This is a genomic window from Burkholderia sp. 4M9327F10, from assembly GCF_005503145.1.
Lineage (GTDB): Bacteria > Pseudomonadota > Gammaproteobacteria > Burkholderiales > Burkholderiaceae > Paraburkholderia.
Map to the genome: position 1 here is coordinate 38,976 of NZ_SCNV01000013.1, position 17,258 is coordinate 56,233.

Genomic DNA, 17,258 nt, shown 5'->3' on the forward strand with positions numbered 1-17,258 from the left:
GTGTAAGCGGCGCGCACCCGCTCTGCAAAGATGCCGGTCGCGCGCCGCGCCTAAGCGCTCCAAGCGCTCCAAACGCTCCAAACGCTCCAAACGCTCCAAACGCTCCAAACGCTAAGCAAGCACATCCGAAAACACCCGCGTCGCTAGCCGGTTCGAATCGGTGCCGCTGTTCAGCACGTTAACCGCTTTCAGATCGTCGGCGTAAAGCGCAATCTCTTTCTTGAACGCGTCGCCCGTCGGATGATGATGATCGGTGTGGCTCTTCAGCATCGCCGTCAACTGGTTGACGTCCGCCGACGGTGCATGCACCGAGAAAATCTGCGCCGCTTCCGCCGGATGATTGGCCGTCCATTCCGTTGCTTCCAGCAACGCCTGGGTCAACGCCTGCGCGGTCGCCCGGTCCTTGCGGATCAGCGAGCCGCGCACGCCGAGCACGCAGCACGAGCGCGACTGATATTCGCCGCACAGGTTGTTCGACACTTCATACAGATGGTCCGATTCGCGGATGTTCCAGATGGTCGGATCACCGTCCGCGATGGCATGGACCTCGCCTTTTTTCAACGCTTCGCCCAGCAGATTGGCCGGATACTGCCGCCAGCTCACTTCGGTCTCCGGGTCGATGCCTACCTTCTTCAGCACGATCGCAAAGAAGTTCTTGGTTGGACTCGCCATGTCGCTGACGCCGACAATGCGGCCTTTCAACCCGGCCACATCGACGATGCCCGATGCGCGCGTCGCGAGCAGCCGCATGCACCCGCCGTGTATGCCCGCCGTCAGCTTCACGTCGAAGCCCTGCTCCAGAGGTTTCAGCCAGCGCAGCGCCATGCCGACGCCCGCGTCGGACTTGCCCGTCGCAATCGCCTCGAGTAACTGGTCGGTCGAACCCGCGAAGTTGACCAGTTGCACCTGCAAGCCATGGCGAGTGAAGAATCCCTGCTTGTCGGCGACCGCGACCGGCGCCGTGCAGATCGCGCCCGCATTCCATGAAAGATTCAACGGCGTGAGCGGCGTTTGTGCAGATGCAAGCGGTACCGCAAGGCCCAATGAAGTTCCGCCGAGCGCTGCCGCTCCGGCCGCCCAGGCTGTCTTGCGCAGCCACGCGCGGCGCGCGTGGCTCACGGGAGTGGAATCATCGGCAAATGTCATTGTTTTCTCGTCGTGTGGTGTGGTCGATGTGGTACGTCGTGGCGCTCAGAGATCGAGTCCCAGCTCCGCCAGCACCTGACGGCGCAGCGCAACCAGCTTGGGATCATCGCGATGCCGTGGATACGGCGCATCGTTATGGACTTGCGCCACGATACGCGCGGGCCGCTCGCTGAACACGATGACCCGGCCGGCAAGCAGCAAAGCCTCTTCGACGTCATGCGTCACGAGCAGAACCGAGAAACGTGCGTCCTGCCACAAGCGCGCCAGCTCACCCTGCAGACGCATGCGCGTGAGCGAATCGAGCTTGCCGAACGGCTCATCGAGCACCAGCAGCGCCGGATCGTTGACGAGGGCGCGCGCCAGCGCCACACGCTGCGCCATGCCCCCCGACAACTGATGGGGAAACGCATCGGCAAATTCGCTGAGGCCGACCAGTTGCAGTGCGGCGTCGATGCGACCCTGCGCACCGTCGTCATCTGCGTTGCGCCGCCAGCCAGACCGACGGCGCTGAGCCTGCGGACCGACACCAACATTGCCGCGCACCGTGCGCCACGGATACAGCGTGGGGTCCTGGAAGACAACGACGCGCGACGGATCGGGCCCGGTGATCGCCACACCATCCGCATGCAGCGAACCTTGCGTCGGTTGGTCGAGCCCGGCGACGAGCCGCAGCAAGGTCGATTTGCCGCAACCGCTCGGCCCCAGCAAAGCGACGAACTCACCCGGTTCGACGGCGAAGTCGACGTCTTGCAACACCGGCAGCGTCGCACGGCGCAGCGCGAACTGGTGACTGACATGACGCACGTCGATCCGTGCGCCGCCACGCAGCGCGCGTGCCCCGCTCTCTCCTGCCAGCACTTCGGGTACAGCTACCATTTGAGCAATCCTTTCTGCCATCCCAGCAGCCGGTCGCGCACGCGGAACAGCAGCGTGATAAGGCCCGAGCACATTACCGCCATCACAAGCAGCGCCGCGTACATGTTCGCGTAGGCAGCCCAACCCTGCGCCCACTGCAGATACCAGCCGAGCCCCGCCTTTACGCCCATCATCTCGGCGACGATCAGCACCGAAAACGATGCGCCAAGACCCATGAAGAGACCGACGAAAACCGACGGCAACGCGGCCGGGATCGCCACCCTGAGAATCAGAAAACCGGGCCTCGCGCCCAGCGTGCGCGCGATGTCGTAATAGGCCGTGTTGACGCTCGCGACACCCGACCATGTCAGCACGGTCACCGGAAACGCGGTGGCCAACGCAATCAGGAACACGCTTGCGCTGAAACTCGATGGAAAGAAAAAGAAAGCCAGCGGCAGCCACGCTGTCGACGGCAGCGGTCCAATCAGGCGCAGCACCGGATGCACCCAGTAGCTCACCGCCTTCGACCAGCCGATACTGACGCCCGTGACGAAACCTGTGACGGCGCCGAGCACGTAGCCGTACGCCAGCAGGCCGAACGAGTGCGCGACGCTCGAGCCGAGCCGCGGATAATCTTCCGCAAACACACCGATCAGCGCCTGCGGCGGTGCAAAGAACGGCCGCGGCAACCATTCGAGTTGCGCGGTCAGCACTTCCCACGCGCTGATGCCGAGGGCCAGCGCAAGCAGCCAGGGTGTCGCTCGAAGCCATGCATCCGCCCGCGACGCGGGCGTCACGCCGCGAACCTCACGCGTGCCGCTGGCGTCTGTCCGCCAGCCCGCCACAGCAATGACAAGGGCGAGTGCCGCCAACACCACCTTGAACACAATCAGTTGCGTGGTGTAAGGCCAGTCGTCGGCGGCCGGCCACCACTGCGTCAATGCCGCGCTGCCAAGCCAGGCCAGCGCGGCAAGCCCAGCGATCAACACCCCACGCGAGAACCGGGGACGCGGCGCCACGGCCGCTTGCGCGCCGGTCACATTACCGTTCGTTACCGATTCGAGCTGGGTGGACATGATGTTTCCGATCTCCCACAGGATTTCGGTTGCGCGTGCAACCAGACAACAAAGTATCGTCGTGGTCCACGCACGGTCCAACAAACAAATTGCGCTTTGCTTATTTTTGGCGTGCAGGAGCGCTATGTGGACGCTTTGGCCGCTAACGCAACGGCCGACTCTTTGCGACGCGATGGCACAGCAATAAGACGAGTGCCTAGCTAATTCTCGCTACTGTTGCAAGAACGAGACATTGTGAAATTTTCCATCCCTAATCAATTCGGTTTTGGTTCGCTTTCACTGAAATTTAATCTGGCGGCTACACCATCTGCCGGCCATGAAGACATGCAAGGCGCATGTCTGATGGGAATGGCGAGAACAGCTTTGGTCAGTTCGTTCTTGCTCTTGGCAGGTTGGTCGGAGCGCGAATCTTACATTCAGATTATTTGATGCGCGCGCCGAGCAACCGGCGTCAATGGGTCACGCCCACTATCCGGGCGACAGAACCCTCTTCAGATAAAGTGAAAAACAGATGAAAATGAAAAAGACCTCGGTGGCCCTACTGGCACTTGGCGCGTTTGCTGGCGCAGCGCATGCGCAAAGCAGCGTGACGCTGTACGGCATCGTCGATACGGGTTTGCTCTTCAACAACAACGTCAAAGGCCTGCATGAGTACGCGCTCTCGCAAGGCACCTCGTCGCGCTGGGGCCTGAAAGGCACGGAAGACCTGGGTGGCGGCCTTTCGGCAGTCTTCGACCTCGAAAACGGCTTCACCACCGGCACGGGCGCACTGTCCCAAGGCGGCCTGGAGTTCGGCCGTAAGGCATTCGTCGGCTTGAGCAGCAAGCAATGGGGTACGTTGACGGCCGGCCGTCAATACTCGGTCAGCAACGACCTGACCGCGTCGTACGCGTCGGGCGCCGACTGGGCCGCTTCGGGCCTCGGCTATGGCACGCGCGCGGCCGACGTCGACAACGTCGATACGTCGAACCGCATCCAGAACTCGATCAAGTACGAAAGCCCGAACTACAACGGCCTGCAAGCAGGCGTGCTGTACAGCCTGGGCGGCGTGGCAGGCGCTTTCTCCCAGAACTCGATCTGGGACGCGGCGCTCTCGTACTCGAACGGCCCGATCAGCCTCGGTGCAGGCTACACGTTCGTGAAGGACCCGTACTATTCGTTCTTCGGCAATCAGGGCAATTCGTCGACGCCGTCGACCGCTGCAACGGGTGCGAACGACAACATGGCCAGCAAGATCTTCGGTGGCTACGCTTCGGCCGGTTCGGAACAGATCATCGTGGCCGGCGGTTCGTACGCATTCGGCCCGGCAACCGTCGGCCTGCTGTACTCGAACACGCAATTCCAGAACCTGGGTACGGTCAGCGCCGTTGGTGCGATCTCCGCTCCGAAGTACACGAGCGGCACGGCGACCTTCAACTCGGGCGAAATCAACATCAAGTACCAGTTGAATCCGTCGCTGCTGCTGGCGGGCGCGTATATCTACACGCACAACAGCGGTGCAGACGATCTGGGTAGCGCAAGGTACAACCAGGTTAACCTGGGCGTAATCTACTCGCTGTCCAAGCGCACTTCGCTCTACGCGATCGGCTTCTATGAGACCGCATCGGGCATCGATTCGACAGGCAAGCAAGCCGTTGCCAACTTCACCAGCAGCACTTACTCGGCGGACAACCACCAGCTCGCCGGCATCTTCGGCATCACCCACCGCTTCTAAGCGGAGGAACGGCCGCGCGCTCTTGAGCGGCCGTTACATCACTCTCAGCGGCCGCCGTATCCGGCGGCCGTTCTGCGTGGAACATCACACACCGCTTGCTGCATTCTATGAACGGTATCTCAGCCAATCAAAAGAACAGCAACGAACGCAGTTCAATACTGCGGCGCGGCGGTGCATCCGCTGGCGAAGTCGGATCATCGAATGCGGTGTGCGCACTCAGACGCGCGACTCCATCTCCCGCCGAATCGTAGATCTTGAGCAGCAGAAACTCGTCGGGCGTCAGGTTGGGGAAGTAATACCAGCGGTGCCGTGGATTAAAAACCAGCGCATACGTCTCGCCTACCTTGTCGGGATAGACAAGGTCCGACGCCACCAGATCGTTGAGCGCAATACTGCGCGAATCGCACAACGCAAGCGGCGACGACTGCACGGTTTCGCCAATCGGACGCCACAGGTTGACGATCGCCACGCGGCCCTGCAGCAGCTGTTCGGCTTCATCAGGCGGCAGGTGGTCACGCACCCGGCGCGGCCCCGACACGAAGGTCTGATCGTTATGGATGTATTTGACGGGTTCCCGCACACCCTGATCCCGACCCGCGCTGCCGTCGCGCAACGTGTGATCGAACACAACCACCCGCTTCGCGCCAGTGGCCTTTTTGAGTAGCGCTTCCGCCTCCGCGTAGTAGAGCGACTGGATTTTCCGCGGATCGGAGAAATCGCTCAGCGCGCTCGGGTAACGATGCAGTTCAAAACCGTTCCGATCGAGCGACAACGCACCGGGCGGCGGCGCCACGCGTGCATTTGAAATCGTCACCCGATGCGGCCGATACACGCCGCTGCGCTTGGGCACGCCCGGCGGTGGGTCGTATTGGTAAGACACCGGCTTCTCGCCGGTGAATTCAAGGTAGTTCAGCTCCGCCTCGATCGTCGTAACCGATGTTGGTGCGTCGATGACAATATCGCTCATGTCCACGTCCCCACGTCATGTTCGCCTTAAAACGGTTCGCTGAATGGCCGCAAATCGATTTCCTGCGACCACGCACTGCGTCCCTGTTGATGGAGATGCCAATAGGCGTCGGCGATTTCGCCCGGCTTGAGCAGGCCGTCCTCTCCACGTTCGGCAACCCGTTGTGGCGCGGAGGTACGCAGGCGCTCGCCGTCAATGCCGCCGTCGACCACCACATGCCCAACGTGGATATTGCGCGGCCCGAATTCACGCGCGAGACTCTGCGTGAGCGAGCGCAAGCCGGCCTTGGCAGAGGCGAACGCCGCAAATGGCGGGCGGCCGCGCAGCGATGCGGTCGCACCCGTAAACAGCAGCGAACCCCGTCCTGCGGAAAGCAAGAGAGGAAGCGCCGCCCGTGCGAACAGGAAACCGCCGAGGGTCGAGACGCGCCAGGCGGCCTCGAACTGCTCGGCGCTCAGTTCCAGTGCCGGCGCACGCGTTGCGCCACCCGCATTGAAAATCGCTGCTTCGAGCGTGCCCACCTCAGCGAGTTGCCGTGTGATGGCGAGCAGATCGCTTTCGCTCGTGACGTCACCCGGCAAGGCGAGCGCATGACCACCCGCGCTGCGAATCTCATTGACGACTGTCTCGAGCCGCTCGCGCGAGCGCCCCGTCACCGCGACACTCAGGCCCTCGCCGGCAAACCGGCGGGCCAATGCCGCCCCCAGTCCTGCGCTTGCCCCTACCCCTGCGATCCACGCTACACGCGTGTGTTTCCTGTCTTGCCCAACAACTTCGGTCATTGCACTCTCCGTCGCCTTGCCGCCGCTTACGCGAACGACGTGCGTGTCATTCTGGTGGAATATCGAGCGGCACGACAAACATCCCGGCCGTGTATTCCATATGGAAATAGCCGCAGCGCGCGTACGCGGCAATGCGTTCAAGCCGCTCGGGTGATTGGGAACCGTAAGCGGGCGTCGATGCCCCGTCCGGGGATCGATCCTGCGTGACGGGTGTGTGTTTCGACAACTGCTTCTGCAAGCTTCGCACAGGATGTCGAAATCCGTCCCAGATAAGCGTCGCTGAAAGTGTGGCCATGCGACCTCCGTCGATTCGTCGCTATACAAACGAATCTAGTGAGCAGCCGAGGCAAGCGCAAACAAGTTTTTGTGGATTGGTTTTCGGAAAACGCCGCAAAACCTGGTATGGGAACAGGGTGATACGCGCTGCCTCGCGGCAACGCTCAGAGTTTGCCAGGCCGCGGGTCAGGCACGAAGCCGTCGCGGTTCGGCATTTTCACCGCCGGCAAAGACCGTGCGTCGAGCCGGGTATCTGCGGGCACGACGCCGTTCTGGTTGAGCAGGAATGCGCAAACCGCGTACACGTCATCAGCGGATAGCGACTCGGGCGCGTTGAAAGGCATGGCGCGGCGGATATAGTCGAACAGTGTGGTGGCGTACGGCCAGTAGCTGCCGACCGTGCGCTTCGGCTTCGCGCTCGCGAGCGTGCCCTGTCCGCCGACCAGCGCATCGCCGATCAGCCCTTGCCCCTGCTCTCCGTGGCACGCGGCGCACTGGGCCGCAAACACATGAGCACCGGTGGCGACATCGCCGCTGCCTGCGGGCAGGCCACGGCCATCGGGCGCAACGTCGATGTTCCAGGCCGCCGTGTCCTGCTCCGGCAAGGGCGTGCCGATGCCATAGGCCGCGTATGCGCCCGGCGCCAGCGAACTCGCAATGATAAAGATGCCAGCCGCGAGGCTGCGTCTCACGAGACTAGGCATTGCGCACCTCGCCGGCCGCGTCGATACGCCATTGCTGAATCGCGTTGTAGTGGTACTGCGAATTCAACCCACGGGCGGCGACGAGCGCCTCGCGCGTGGGCTGCACATAGCCGGTCGAATCCGTAGCGCGCGACAGGATCACCGCGGGGGCGCCCTGCCACAGCCAGTCCGCCTGAAAGCGCGTCAGGGCGCGATCGCGCGGCGTCCCGTCGAGGCGTGCCAGTTGCCACGTCGCCCCGCCATCCGCCGATACCTCCACCTTGCGAATCGCACCGCGGCCTGACCACGCGAGACCGGTGATCGGGTAATAGCCCGGTGTCGTTAAACGATGCCCCGGCGAAGGTCTGGTGATGACCGACTTCGCATCCATTTCGAAGGCAAACTGCCGGGCCGTGCCGTTCGCCATCAGGCTCGTGTACTTCGAGGTTTCCTCGCGCGTCTCCAAAGGCGCGTCGACGAACTTCAGGCGGCGCAGCCATTTGACGTTGGTGTTGCCTTCGAACCCGGGAACGATCAGGCGCAACGGGTAGCCGTTTTCCGGGCGCAAGCGCTCGCCGTTCTGTGCATAGACGACCAGCGCGCGGTCGAGAATGCGCTCGAGCGGCAAGCTGCGCGTCATCGCCGCGGCATCCGCGCCTTCCGCCAGCACCCAGCCGGCGCCGCCACCGCGCTGGCCCGCCGACGCCGAAAGGCCGCCGACCTCTTCCAGCAGGGTCGAAAGCCGCACCCCCGTCCATTCGCAACAGGAGAGCAAACCGTGCGTCAGTTGCACCGGCTGGCCGCTCGGTCCATTCCATTCGCTGCCGGTATTGCCCGAGCACTCGATGAAATGAATCCGCGATTCAGCCGGCAGACGAACCAGGTCATCCATCGTGAACACTTTCGGCTGGCGCACCAGACCGTGCAGCACGAGCCGGTGCTGATCCGGATCGATATCCGGCACGCCGTTGTGATGGCGTTCGTAGACGAGCCCATTCGGCGTAATCGTGCCGTACAGGTCCGCTAGCGGCGTCATTGACGAGGCCGCCCCGGGCAAGGGCCACGCCCGTGCGCTGCGACGCACGACATCGGCCTCATGCGACGACGGCACGCCGTAGGGATGCGCGAGTATCGGCGCGCCCGGTGTGCGGCTCCACGGCGCGACTTCGAGCGGCTTGAGCAGCGGCTCTGCCGCACCGGCACGCCGCGCCACCACCAGGGCGCTCGCCGCGAATCCGCCCAGCACGCGGCGGCGCGAGCGCGAAGTGAGCCTGGTGGGGGGATTGTCGCGGGGTTTTGTCATTGGCGTCGTGGCGTCGCGGTGTCGTTACATCGTTGCTTCGTTGCATGAAGGGCCAACCAATGATCGTAGCAACGGATACCTCGGCGTCAAAACGATCAATCGTGATATCGATCGCAGCCAATGTGTAGAACCAGTCACCGTCTCATTCGCGCCATACCTTGCTGCCAAAAACACCCCGTGCAATATACATAGCTCAAATCCTTTCTTGTCCTGACTAGTTTGCCCGGCAAGAATGTTCATTCCCGATCCTGGCGGCGGCCAGCCCCCGCCGGCGCGGCACACAGGGCTGCGGCGCGCACTCCTTTATTGCCCTTTATTGTTCTCTAGCCCACTCGAATCGATGCGATATCTTCGTTTGCTCCAGTCAGTATTCGCGGCCACCCTGCTTTCCCTCGCCGCCATGTCGGTGCATGCCGACCAGCCTGCGGTCATCCGGATCGGTGTGGCGGAACAAGGCGCCGGCGACCCGCCGACCTTTGGCGGCTCACCCGCAGCCACGGTGCAGATACAGCAGTTGCTCGAAAAAGAGTTCGCCCACGACGGCATCAAGGTCCAGTGGCTGTTTTTCAAGGGTGCGGGGCCGGCCGTCAATGAAGCCATTGCGGACAAGTCGCTCGACTTCGCCTTCCAGGGCGATCTGCCGGCCGTGTTGGCACGCGCCAACGGCCTGAAGACACGTATCCTGCTCGAATCGGGCGTACGGGTGGGGGTGAAGGTTGCCGTGCCGCCGGACTCCGACATCCGCTCGATCAAGGACCTGAACGGGCGCCGCGTGTCGATCTTTCGCGGCACCAACCTGCAACTCGTCGCCGACAACGCGCTCGCGGCCAATCACCTCGACGAGCGCGACCTGCACGTGATCAATCTCGACACCGCCAGCGCGCTGGCAGCACTCGCGTCCAAAGGCATCGACGCGTCGATCAACGACTATCACCTGTACAAGCTGCGCGACCAGGGTCTCGCGAAGATCATCTACGAATCGCAGAACGATGGTCCGCAACTCACGCGCCAGTCGCATCTGCTGGTGCTCGACGACTTCGACCGCGCGCACCCCGACATCGTGCAACGCGTCGTCACCACCTTCGTCAAAGGCGCGCAATGGTCGTCCGACGAAGCGAACCGCGACGCGCTGTTCAAACTGTGGTCGCAAAGCGGTGTTCCGTACGCCTCGTGGCAGGCCGAATTTGCCAACCGCACCCTGAAGGAGCGCAATTCGCCGCTGATCGATCCGTTCATCGTCGCGCGCTACAAGGCAGTCGCCCAGGATGCGCTCAAGCTCAAACTGATCCGCCAGCCCGTCGACGTCGACAACTGGTTCGAACCCAGCTATCTCGACAACGCGCTGCGCACGCTCAAGCTCGAAAACTACTGGACGCGCTACGACCCAACGGGCAAGCCGCTCAGTTGACGAGGCGCCAAAATGAGCGAAACCGCGATCACTCTCACGACTGACGGCACCCGTCAGGGCAGCGCCGCCCAGGCGGCGCCACGCCGCTACGAACGCCTGCGTGCGGTGGCGTGGCACATCGCGCCGTGGTTGCTGCCCGTGCTGCTATTCGCGCTCTGGACGGCCGGTTGCGAGCGCGGCTGGATTCCCCCGCAGATCCTGCCGCCGCCGCAACGCGTGTACGAGACCTTCCTCGATCTCGCGCGCAGCGGCGACCTCGCCTCCAACACGCTGATCAGCCTGCAACGCGTGCTGATCGGCTTCGGCGTGGGGACCGTGCTCGGCTTTCTGATCGGCGCGGCCCTCGGGCTGTCGCGCACGCTGGAAGCGTACGTGCTGCCGAGTTTCAACGCGCTGGTGCAGATTCCCGTGCTGGGCTGGCTGCCCTTCCTGCTCCTGCTGGTCGGCGTCGGCGAGCCGCTCAAATACATCCTGATCGCGCACGCGGCGCTGGTCCCCGTCACGCTCAGCACCTTGCAGGGCTTCCGGCAAACGCCCGTGGCCCTGGAAGAGGTGGCGCGCGTGTTCGCCTACAACCGTTGGCAACGGATTGCCTATGTCGTGCTGCCCGCCGCGGTGCCGACGCTCGCCACCGGTGTGCGGCTCGCCTTCACCAAGGCGTGGCTTGCACTCGTGGTGGTGGAGCTGGTCGCATCGTCGGAAGGACTCGGCTATCTGATCGTCTACGGACGGCAACTGTTCCAACTCGACCTGGTGATGGCGTCGGTGGTGGTGGTCGGCGCCATCGGCCTGACGATCAACCGGCTGCTCGATGCGCTCGAAGCACGGCTGCGGCGCGGCCAGCCGTCGGCGTTTCGTGAGTGAGCGCGTTGATCAAATAACGCGCCTCGATCCCCTGGAGTGCTCCCATGAGCCGATTCATCCCCTCGCTGTTGCAGCGCATTGCGAACCGCAAACAGTCTGGCCCGCCGCCGTGCGATTGCGAACTGCCGGTCAAGCGCAAAACTGCATCCAGCAAGCGGCCGGCAAAGCCAGACCAGCGCCGCCGCATCGACCTGCGCGGCGCCGTGCTGCCCGTCGTGGCGATCGCGCTGTGGTGGGCGATCGCTCACGCTCATCTGGTCAAGAGCGGCCTGCTGGTCAGTCCCGGCCAGGTGTTGCAGACCGCCTGGCAGCAGATCGTCAGCGGAGCCCTGACGCGTGCACTGTCCGCTTCGCTTGCGCGTGAGGCGAGCGGTTTTGTCATCGGCACCGTGGGCGGTTTGTTGCTCGGCAGCGTGCTCGGCCTCTCGCGGATTGCTACGCGGCTAATCGGGCCGAGCTTCGACACCTTCAAGCAGATCTCGCTGTTCGCGTGGATTCCGCTGATTTCCGTGTGGTTCGGTCTGGGCGACGCCGCAAAAATCGTATTTCTATCACTGGCGGCACTGTTGCCGGTCACCGCGCATACCTGCGATGGCATTCACGCGGTGCCCCGCGCCTACATCGAAGTCGCGCGTGCGTTCCGTTACACCAGGCTGCAATTGATTGGCTACGTCATTTTGCCGGCCGCCTTGCCGTCGATTTTCACCGGCATTTACCTCGCGTTGATCTATTCATGGCTCGCCACGCTCGGCGCCGAGTATCTGCTGGTGGCGGGCAGCGGCATCGGCAACACGCTGGTCGACGGCAGCGAGCAGTTCCGCATGGACCTGGTGCTGTTCGGGATCATCGTCGTCGGCATCACCGGTTGGGCGCTCAACGCGGTGGCACGCGCCGTCGAACGCGCTGTGCTGTCGCGCCGCCTTGCGGTTTCGGGCTAGGCGCGCCGGCAGCGCCGCCCCGCCCCGCCCCGTCATACTGAGGATCATCGTTTATGAGCACCATCGTTTCCGACTCACTCGACATTCTTCACGTCAGCAAGCACTACGCGCAGCGCGGCGAGGCGCTGGCGGTACTCGACGACATCACGCTGCGGGTGCAACCCGGCGAATTCGTCAGCGTGCTAGGTTCGAGCGGCTGCGGCAAGTCGACCTTGCTACGGCTGATCGCCGGACTCGATAGCGATTACAGCGGCGAAATCCGCGTAGCCGGCGAGCCGGTACGCAATACGTCGCTCGAACGCGGCATCGTCTTCCAGGACCACCGGCTGTTCCCGTGGTTGACCGCCTCGCAAAACATCCTGGCCGCCTTGCGCAATGCGCCGCTGTCCACCAGGGAAAAACGCGCCGCAGTCGCCGAGCACATTGCACTGGTGGGTTTGAACGGCTTCGAAAACGCCTATCCGCATCAGCTTTCCGGCGGGATGGCGCAGCGCGTGGCCATCGCGCGGGGTCTCGTCAACCGGCCCCGCGTGCTGTTGCTCGACGAGCCGTTCGGCGCACTCGACGCCCTCACCCGTGCTCGCCTGCAAAACGAACTGCAACGGATCTGGGAACGCGAGCGCATCACCATGATTCTCGTCACGCACGACGTCGACGAAGCCATCTACCTGGGCGATCGCGTCGTCACCATGGCGCCGCGCCCCGGACGGATCCAGCGGATTGTCGAAGTCGCGCTGCCACGGCCGCGCGAGCGCAGCGATCCGCGCTTCATCCGTCTGCGCGAAGAAGTGCTCGCCGATTTTGCCGAAGACGGCGCCGCGGTTCAGAACGGAGCCGGCGACGCGCCACCGGGCGCGCAGCAGGTTTCCGGGCCTGCCGTTACCCCGCCGATCACCGAATGGCGGCTTGCATGGTGAGACCGCGTGCGTCGAACCCTTGCGTCATACCCTTGCGTCAAACCTTTGAGTCAGAGCGTTACGCACCCATCCCGCGGAGCAAACAATGAGTAAAAACAACCGGCAGATCAGGCTGGGCGCATTCCTCATGGAAACCGGCCATCACATTGCCGCATGGCGTCACCCGGATGCACATGCGAGCGGCGGACTCGACTTCGCCCACTATGCACAACTTGCGCAGATCGCCGAGCGCGCGAAATTCGACGCGATCTTCTTCGCCGACAGCGTCAGCGTGCGCGACACCAATCTGGCGTCGCTCTCGCGCACCGCACGTGCCGACCACTTCGAACCGTTGACGCTGCTCTCGGCCCTCTCGGTCGTCACGTCCCATATCGGCCTGATCGCAACGGTATCGACGACCTTCAACGAGCCTTACAACCTCGCGCGCAAGTTCGCCTCACTCGACCATCTGAGCGGCGGCCGCTCGGGCTGGAACCTGGTCACGTCGAGCACCGAATCCGAGGCGCACAACTTCAGCTTCGAGCAGCACCCCGATCACGCGGTGCGCTATGAACGTGCGCGCGAGTTCTACGATGTCGTGGCGGGCCTGTGGGATAGCTGGGAAGACGACGCATTTCTGCGCGACAAGGAGAGCGGCGTCTACTTCGATCCGGACAAGCTGCACGTGCTCCATCACAAGGGCAAGCACTTCAAGGTGCGCGGCCCGCTGAACGTCGCACGCTCGCCGCAGGGTTGGCCGGTGGTCGTGCAGGCGGGCGCGTCGGAGGCCGGCAAGGAACTGGCCGCGCAAACCGCCGAGGTAATCTTCGTCGCCCATCAGACGCTGGAAGAGGCACAGGTGTTCTATCGCGACATCAAAGGCCGTCTGGCGAAATACGGAAGGCAGCCCGAGCACCTGAAGATCATGCCAGGCATCTTTCCGGTAATCGGTCGAACCCAGGAAGAAGCGCGCGAGAAATTCGAGGCGCTGCAGGCCCTGATTCATCCCACCGTGGGCCTGTCCCTGCTGTCGAACATGTCAGGCGGCGTCGACCTCTCGCAGTTCCCCGTGGACGGCCCGCTGCCTGAGCTGCCCGAGACCAACGGCGGCAAGAGCCGCCAGCGGCTGCTGTTCGATCTGGCGCGCCGCGAAAACCTGACGATCCGCGACCTGTATCTGCGCATTGCCGGTGCGCGCGGCCATCAACAGGTGGTGGGCACACCGCAGAGCATCGCGGATCAGTTGCAGCAATGGTTCGAAGAGGAGGCCGCCGACGGCTTCAACATCATGTCACCGTGGCTGCCAGGCGGGCTTGCCGAATTCACCGAGCAGGTGGTGCCGGAGTTGCAAAGGCGCGGACTGTTCAGAACCGAGTACGAAGGGCGTACGCTGCGCGACAACCTCGGTTTGCCGCGGCCGCAGAATCGCTATGCCCAGAGTGCGGCTCCCGCACGAGCCGGGATTCGCTAGGAAAACCCGGCGCAGCCATCCGGGATTCCCGTCAGCCCAGCACCCGGGCACCACTCACGAGACAGCGTGCTCGGGGTGGCTCTGCCCGGCATGCCGGTTGGCGGGCCGCCGCAGCCCCAGATTCTCGCGCAGCGTGCGGCCCTCGTATTCGCTACGAAACAGGCCACGGCGTCTCAACTCGGGAATCACCAGTTCGATGAAATCATCGAGCCCAGCCGGCAACACCGGCGGCATGACGTTGTAACCGTCCGCCCCGCCTTTCACGAACCGTTCTTCGAGCTGATCGGCGATCTGAGCCGGTGTGCCGACCAGTTGCCAATGTCCCCGCGCGCCCGCCACCCGCAGGTACAGCTGCCGGATCGTCAGGTTCTCGCGGCGGGCCAGTTCCAGTGTCAATAGCTGGCGGCTCTTGCTCGCATTCGTCTCCGGCAGTTCAGGAATCGGACCATCGAGCGGATAGCCGGACAGATCGAAGCCTCCGGTGAGCCCGGATACCAGCGCAAGACCCACCTTCGGGTCAATCAGCGCCTGCAACTGTTCGAACTTCTCGCGCGCCTCGCTCTCGCTACGGCCAACAATCGGAAATACCCCGGGCATGATCTTCAGGTCGTCGGGATGACGGCCGTATTGAGCGAGGCGTCCCTTGACGTCAGCATAGAAGTCGACAGCGTCTTCGAGCGTCTGCTGCGCGGTAAAGATCACCTCGGCCGTGCGGGCGGCAAGATCCCGGCCCGCCTCCGACGATCCGGCTTGCACCACAACCGGATGACCCTGCGGCGAACGGGCCACATTCAACGGTCCTCTTACCTGGAAGAAGCGCCCCTTATGATCGAGCACATGACGCCGCGCGGGATCGAAGAAACGCCCTTGCGTCTTGTCGCGCAAGAACGCGTCGTCCTCCCAGCTGTCCCACAGGCCTCCCACGACTTGCGCAAACTCCACGGCGCGCTCATAGCGCTCGGCGTGGTCAAAGTGTTTGTCGCGGTTGAAGTTCCTCGCCTCATGCTCATTCGAAGACGTCACCAGATTCCAGCCGGCACGCCCGCCGCTGATGTGGTCGAGCGACGCGAACTTGCGGGCAACGTGATACGGCTCGTTGAAGCTGGTCGACGCCGTCGCCACCAGACCCACGTGTTCCGTGACGGCTGCCAGCGCCGACAGCAAGGTAATCGGCTCGAATTGCGCGACGTAGCTATGCGCCGTGCGGCTGAGAAACTCCACATTGTCGCCGCGCGTGCCCGCGCCGTCGGCGAGAAACACCAGATCGAACTTCGCGGCTTCCGCAGCCTGGGCGAGTTTCACGTAATGCCGGAAATTCACACCGGCGTCGGCCTGCGCTTCGGGATGACGCCATGCTGCGATATGGTGGCCTGCCGGATAGAGAAAAGCGCCAAGGCGCAAATGGCCGCTGCGTTGGGTCATGATGATGGATTCTGAAAATGAGGGGTCAAGGCGAACGCCTAGGCACTCTTCTGCCACACGCGCCCGTTGTCGGGCCGTGCGAGACCGAGATGCTCGCGCAGGGTGCGGCCTTCATACTCGGTGCGAAAAATGCCACGCTGCTGCAGGATCGGCACCACGCCATCCGCGAAGTCCTGCAGGCCACCCGGCAAGACGTCCGGCATCAGGTTGAAACCATCGGCCGCGCCAGCCTTGAACCAATGCTCGATGTCGTCCGCAATCTGCTCAGGTGTCCCGACAATCACGCGATGACCGCCACCGCCCGCAAGCGAGCGGATCAGCTCACGCACCGTGTAGCCATGCCGCCGTGCCTGCGCGATCGTGGCGTGAAAGAAGGTGTGGTTGCCATTGCCGCCGCCTGGCAAGGTCAGGTTGTCGGGCAGTGGCTCGTCCAGCTTGAGTCTGTCCGCGGGGATGCCCAGCGTGCCGGCGAGGCGCGTCAGGCTGTAGCTCCACGGAATCAGATCGATCAGTTCGTCGCGCCGCCGCAAGGCTTCGCTTTCGGTGGCGCCGATAATCGTCGTCAGTCCCGCCAGTACCTTCACTGGGCCGCGCCCGTAGGCGGCTGCCCCAGCCTTCAGTTCACGCCCATAGGCGAGCGACTCTTCGAACGACTGCGAGGCCGAGAACACTGCCTCGGCATGGCGCGCCGCGAGATCGCGGCCATCAGCCGACGCTCCGGCCTGCACCAGCACCGGGTGCCCCTGCGGCGAGCGCGGCAGATTGAGCGGTCCCTGAACATCGAAATATTTGCCGCGATGCGCGATGGGATGAACCTTGCCGGTGTCGACGAAATGCCCATTGACCTTGTCGCCGATAAACGCGTCGTCTTCCCAGCTATCCCACAGCGCCTTGACCACCTCGGTGAATTCGGCCGCGCGGGCATAGCGCTCGGCGTGGTCAGGCACGGCCTCACGGCCGAAATTGCGCGCGGACCCCAGATCCGCGGTCGTGACGACGTTCCAGCCGGCGCGCCCCGCGCTCACGTGGTCGAGCGTGGCGAAACGGCGCGCGATGTTGTACGGCTCGTTATAGCTGGTGGATGCCGTGCCGATCACGCCAATGCGCGACGTCGCCGCTGCAATGCTCGCCAGCAGCACCGTCGGTTCGAGCGCGGTGATCGGCCGGAAGTTTATCTGGTCCGCAATCGATGCATTATCCGCAAGGAACACGGCATCGAACTTGGCCGCCTCGGCAATCTGCGCGACGCGCACGTAATGGCCGACGTCGATGAACGCATGCGGGTCCGCCTCGTCCACCCGCCAGGCTGAAGGAACGAAGCCGGAGTGCAGGATATTGATGTTCAGATGCAGTTGGCGCGGCGGCTGCCGGCCCGGTGCGGGGCTCATGGGGAAAGTCTCCGTGACGGGATCAGCTCCGCTCGCCTCGCACGGCACGCGGAACGGGGTGTGGCTTCA

17 protein-coding genes are annotated in these 17,258 nt (G+C 63.7%); 7 read left to right on the forward strand and 10 right to left on the reverse strand.

All coding sequences use genetic code 11. The features are described from left to right. Positions 1 to 111 precede the first annotated feature (111 nt). From FFS45_RS14710 to FFS45_RS14720, 3 genes are read right to left on the reverse strand one after another with little or no spacing between them, the layout of a single operon-like run. Positions 112 to 1,146, reverse strand: coding sequence for an ABC transporter substrate-binding protein (locus FFS45_RS14710; RefSeq protein ID WP_137955383.1), 1,035 nt, complete (start codon positions 1,144 to 1,146; stop codon positions 112 to 114). A 45-nt stretch (positions 1,147 to 1,191) separates the two neighbouring features. Beyond that, complete coding sequence (locus FFS45_RS14715; protein ID WP_137955384.1) at positions 1,192 to 2,022, reverse strand: ABC transporter ATP-binding protein; 831 nt, start codon at positions 2,020 to 2,022, stop codon at positions 1,192 to 1,194. Continuing rightward, positions 2,016 to 3,077: an ABC transporter permease subunit gene (locus FFS45_RS14720; protein ID WP_137955385.1), complete on the reverse strand. Its 1,062-nt coding sequence runs from the start codon at positions 3,075 to 3,077 to the stop codon at positions 2,016 to 2,018. Before FFS45_RS14720 ends, FFS45_RS14715 begins: the two co-directional genes overlap by 7 nt. A 234-nt stretch (positions 3,078 to 3,311) precedes the next feature. Between FFS45_RS14720 and FFS45_RS14725 the strand changes: the two genes are divergently transcribed. After that, positions 3,312 to 3,506: a hypothetical protein gene (locus FFS45_RS14725; RefSeq protein ID WP_137955386.1), complete on the forward strand. Its 195-nt coding sequence runs from the start codon at positions 3,312 to 3,314 to the stop codon at positions 3,504 to 3,506. A gap of 82 nt (positions 3,507 to 3,588) precedes the next feature. Further along, a complete protein-coding gene (locus FFS45_RS14730) occupies positions 3,589 to 4,791 on the forward strand; it encodes a porin (RefSeq protein WP_349292316.1) in 1,203 nt (400 codons plus the stop codon). Between the two features lie 127 nt (positions 4,792 to 4,918). On the opposite strand, the gene FFS45_RS14735 is transcribed toward FFS45_RS14730, so the two are convergent. From FFS45_RS14735 to soxC, 5 genes are all read right to left on the reverse strand, one after another. Then, a complete protein-coding gene (locus FFS45_RS14735) occupies positions 4,919 to 5,758 on the reverse strand; it encodes a CmcJ/NvfI family oxidoreductase (protein WP_137955387.1) in 840 nt (279 codons plus the stop codon). Positions 5,759 to 5,784: 26 nt separating this feature from the next. After that, the gene (locus FFS45_RS14740) at positions 5,785 to 6,540 is read right to left on the reverse strand and encodes an SDR family NAD(P)-dependent oxidoreductase (RefSeq protein ID WP_137955388.1); all 756 of its coding nucleotides are present in this window, start codon (positions 6,538 to 6,540) and stop codon (positions 5,785 to 5,787) included. 46 nt (positions 6,541 to 6,586) lie between these two features. Beyond that, complete coding sequence (locus tag FFS45_RS14745) at positions 6,587 to 6,835, reverse strand: hypothetical protein (protein ID WP_137955389.1); 249 nt, start codon at positions 6,833 to 6,835, stop codon at positions 6,587 to 6,589. 145 nt (positions 6,836 to 6,980) lie between these two features. After that, positions 6,981 to 7,508 carry a cytochrome c gene (locus tag FFS45_RS14750; RefSeq protein WP_249362794.1) on the reverse strand — a complete coding sequence of 176 codons (528 nt, stop codon included), beginning with the start codon at positions 7,506 to 7,508 and terminating at the stop codon, positions 6,981 to 6,983. 4 nt (positions 7,509 to 7,512) lie between these two features. Next, positions 7,513 to 8,802 (reverse strand): sulfite dehydrogenase, encoded by a 1,290-nt coding sequence (soxC, locus tag FFS45_RS14755; protein ID WP_137955391.1) that lies wholly within the window; start codon positions 8,800 to 8,802, stop codon positions 7,513 to 7,515. Positions 8,803 to 9,142: 340 nt separating this feature from the next. Between soxC and FFS45_RS14760 the strand changes: the two genes are divergently transcribed. The 5 genes from FFS45_RS14760 (at position 9,143) to FFS45_RS14780 (ending at position 14,379) form a co-directional block, all read left to right on the forward strand. Further along, the gene (locus tag FFS45_RS14760) at positions 9,143 to 10,210 is read left to right on the forward strand and encodes an ABC transporter substrate-binding protein (protein ID WP_137955392.1); all 1,068 of its coding nucleotides are present in this window, start codon (positions 9,143 to 9,145) and stop codon (positions 10,208 to 10,210) included. A gap of 12 nt (positions 10,211 to 10,222) precedes the next feature. After that, a complete protein-coding gene (locus FFS45_RS14765) occupies positions 10,223 to 11,074 on the forward strand; it encodes an ABC transporter permease (RefSeq protein WP_137955393.1) in 852 nt (283 codons plus the stop codon). Between the two features lie 44 nt (positions 11,075 to 11,118). Continuing rightward, entirely contained in the window at positions 11,119 to 12,012 is an 894-nt protein-coding gene (locus FFS45_RS14770; protein ID WP_137955394.1) for an ABC transporter permease, read from the forward strand. Between the two features lie 53 nt (positions 12,013 to 12,065). Beyond that, positions 12,066 to 12,929: an ABC transporter ATP-binding protein gene (locus FFS45_RS14775; RefSeq protein ID WP_137955395.1), complete on the forward strand. Its 864-nt coding sequence runs from the start codon at positions 12,066 to 12,068 to the stop codon at positions 12,927 to 12,929. An 85-nt stretch (positions 12,930 to 13,014) separates the two neighbouring features. Beyond that, positions 13,015 to 14,379, forward strand: a complete 1,365-nt coding sequence (locus FFS45_RS14780; RefSeq protein WP_137955396.1) for an LLM class flavin-dependent oxidoreductase — start codon at positions 13,015 to 13,017, stop codon at positions 14,377 to 14,379. Between the two features lie 54 nt (positions 14,380 to 14,433). Here the strand turns inward: FFS45_RS14780 and FFS45_RS14785 are convergent, their stop codons facing one another. Continuing rightward, a complete protein-coding gene (locus tag FFS45_RS14785; RefSeq protein WP_137955397.1) occupies positions 14,434 to 15,801 on the reverse strand; it encodes an LLM class flavin-dependent oxidoreductase in 1,368 nt (455 codons plus the stop codon). Positions 15,802 to 15,839: 38 nt separating this feature from the next. Continuing rightward, positions 15,840 to 17,189, reverse strand: coding sequence for an LLM class flavin-dependent oxidoreductase (locus FFS45_RS14790; protein ID WP_137955398.1), 1,350 nt, complete (start codon positions 17,187 to 17,189; stop codon positions 15,840 to 15,842). Positions 17,190 to 17,258: the final 69 nt, after the last annotated feature.

Excerpts from the sequence above, each read along its gene's own strand:
- FFS45_RS14775 (WP_137955395.1), top strand. The coding sequence starts at position 12,066 with ATGAGCACCATCGTTTCCGACTCACTCGACATTCTTCACGTCAGCAAG.
- soxC (WP_137955391.1), bottom strand. The coding sequence starts at position 8,802 with ATGACAAAACCCCGCGACAATCCCCCCACCAGGCTCACTTCGCGCTCG.
- FFS45_RS14730 (WP_349292316.1), top strand. The coding sequence starts at position 3,589 with ATGAAAATGAAAAAGACCTCGGTGGCCCTACTGGCACTTGGCGCGTTT.
- FFS45_RS14715 (WP_137955384.1), bottom strand. The coding sequence starts at position 2,022 with ATGGTAGCTGTACCCGAAGTGCTGGCAGGAGAGAGCGGGGCACGCGCG.
- FFS45_RS14780 (WP_137955396.1), top strand. The coding sequence starts at position 13,015 with ATGAGTAAAAACAACCGGCAGATCAGGCTGGGCGCATTCCTCATGGAA.
- FFS45_RS14760 (WP_137955392.1), top strand. The coding sequence starts at position 9,143 with ATGCGATATCTTCGTTTGCTCCAGTCAGTATTCGCGGCCACCCTGCTT.
- FFS45_RS14770 (WP_137955394.1), top strand. The coding sequence starts at position 11,119 with ATGAGCCGATTCATCCCCTCGCTGTTGCAGCGCATTGCGAACCGCAAA.
- FFS45_RS14785 (WP_137955397.1), bottom strand. The coding sequence starts at position 15,801 with ATGACCCAACGCAGCGGCCATTTGCGCCTTGGCGCTTTTCTCTATCCG.
- FFS45_RS14735 (WP_137955387.1), bottom strand. The coding sequence starts at position 5,758 with ATGAGCGATATTGTCATCGACGCACCAACATCGGTTACGACGATCGAG.
- FFS45_RS14740 (WP_137955388.1), bottom strand. The coding sequence starts at position 6,540 with ATGACCGAAGTTGTTGGGCAAGACAGGAAACACACGCGTGTAGCGTGG.
- FFS45_RS14720 (WP_137955385.1), bottom strand. The coding sequence starts at position 3,077 with ATGTCCACCCAGCTCGAATCGGTAACGAACGGTAATGTGACCGGCGCG.
- FFS45_RS14765 (WP_137955393.1), top strand. The coding sequence starts at position 10,223 with ATGAGCGAAACCGCGATCACTCTCACGACTGACGGCACCCGTCAGGGC.
- FFS45_RS14710 (WP_137955383.1), bottom strand. The coding sequence starts at position 1,146 with ATGACATTTGCCGATGATTCCACTCCCGTGAGCCACGCGCGCCGCGCG.
- FFS45_RS14790 (WP_137955398.1), bottom strand. The coding sequence starts at position 17,189 with ATGAGCCCCGCACCGGGCCGGCAGCCGCCGCGCCAACTGCATCTGAAC.
- FFS45_RS14745 (WP_137955389.1), bottom strand. The coding sequence starts at position 6,835 with ATGGCCACACTTTCAGCGACGCTTATCTGGGACGGATTTCGACATCCT.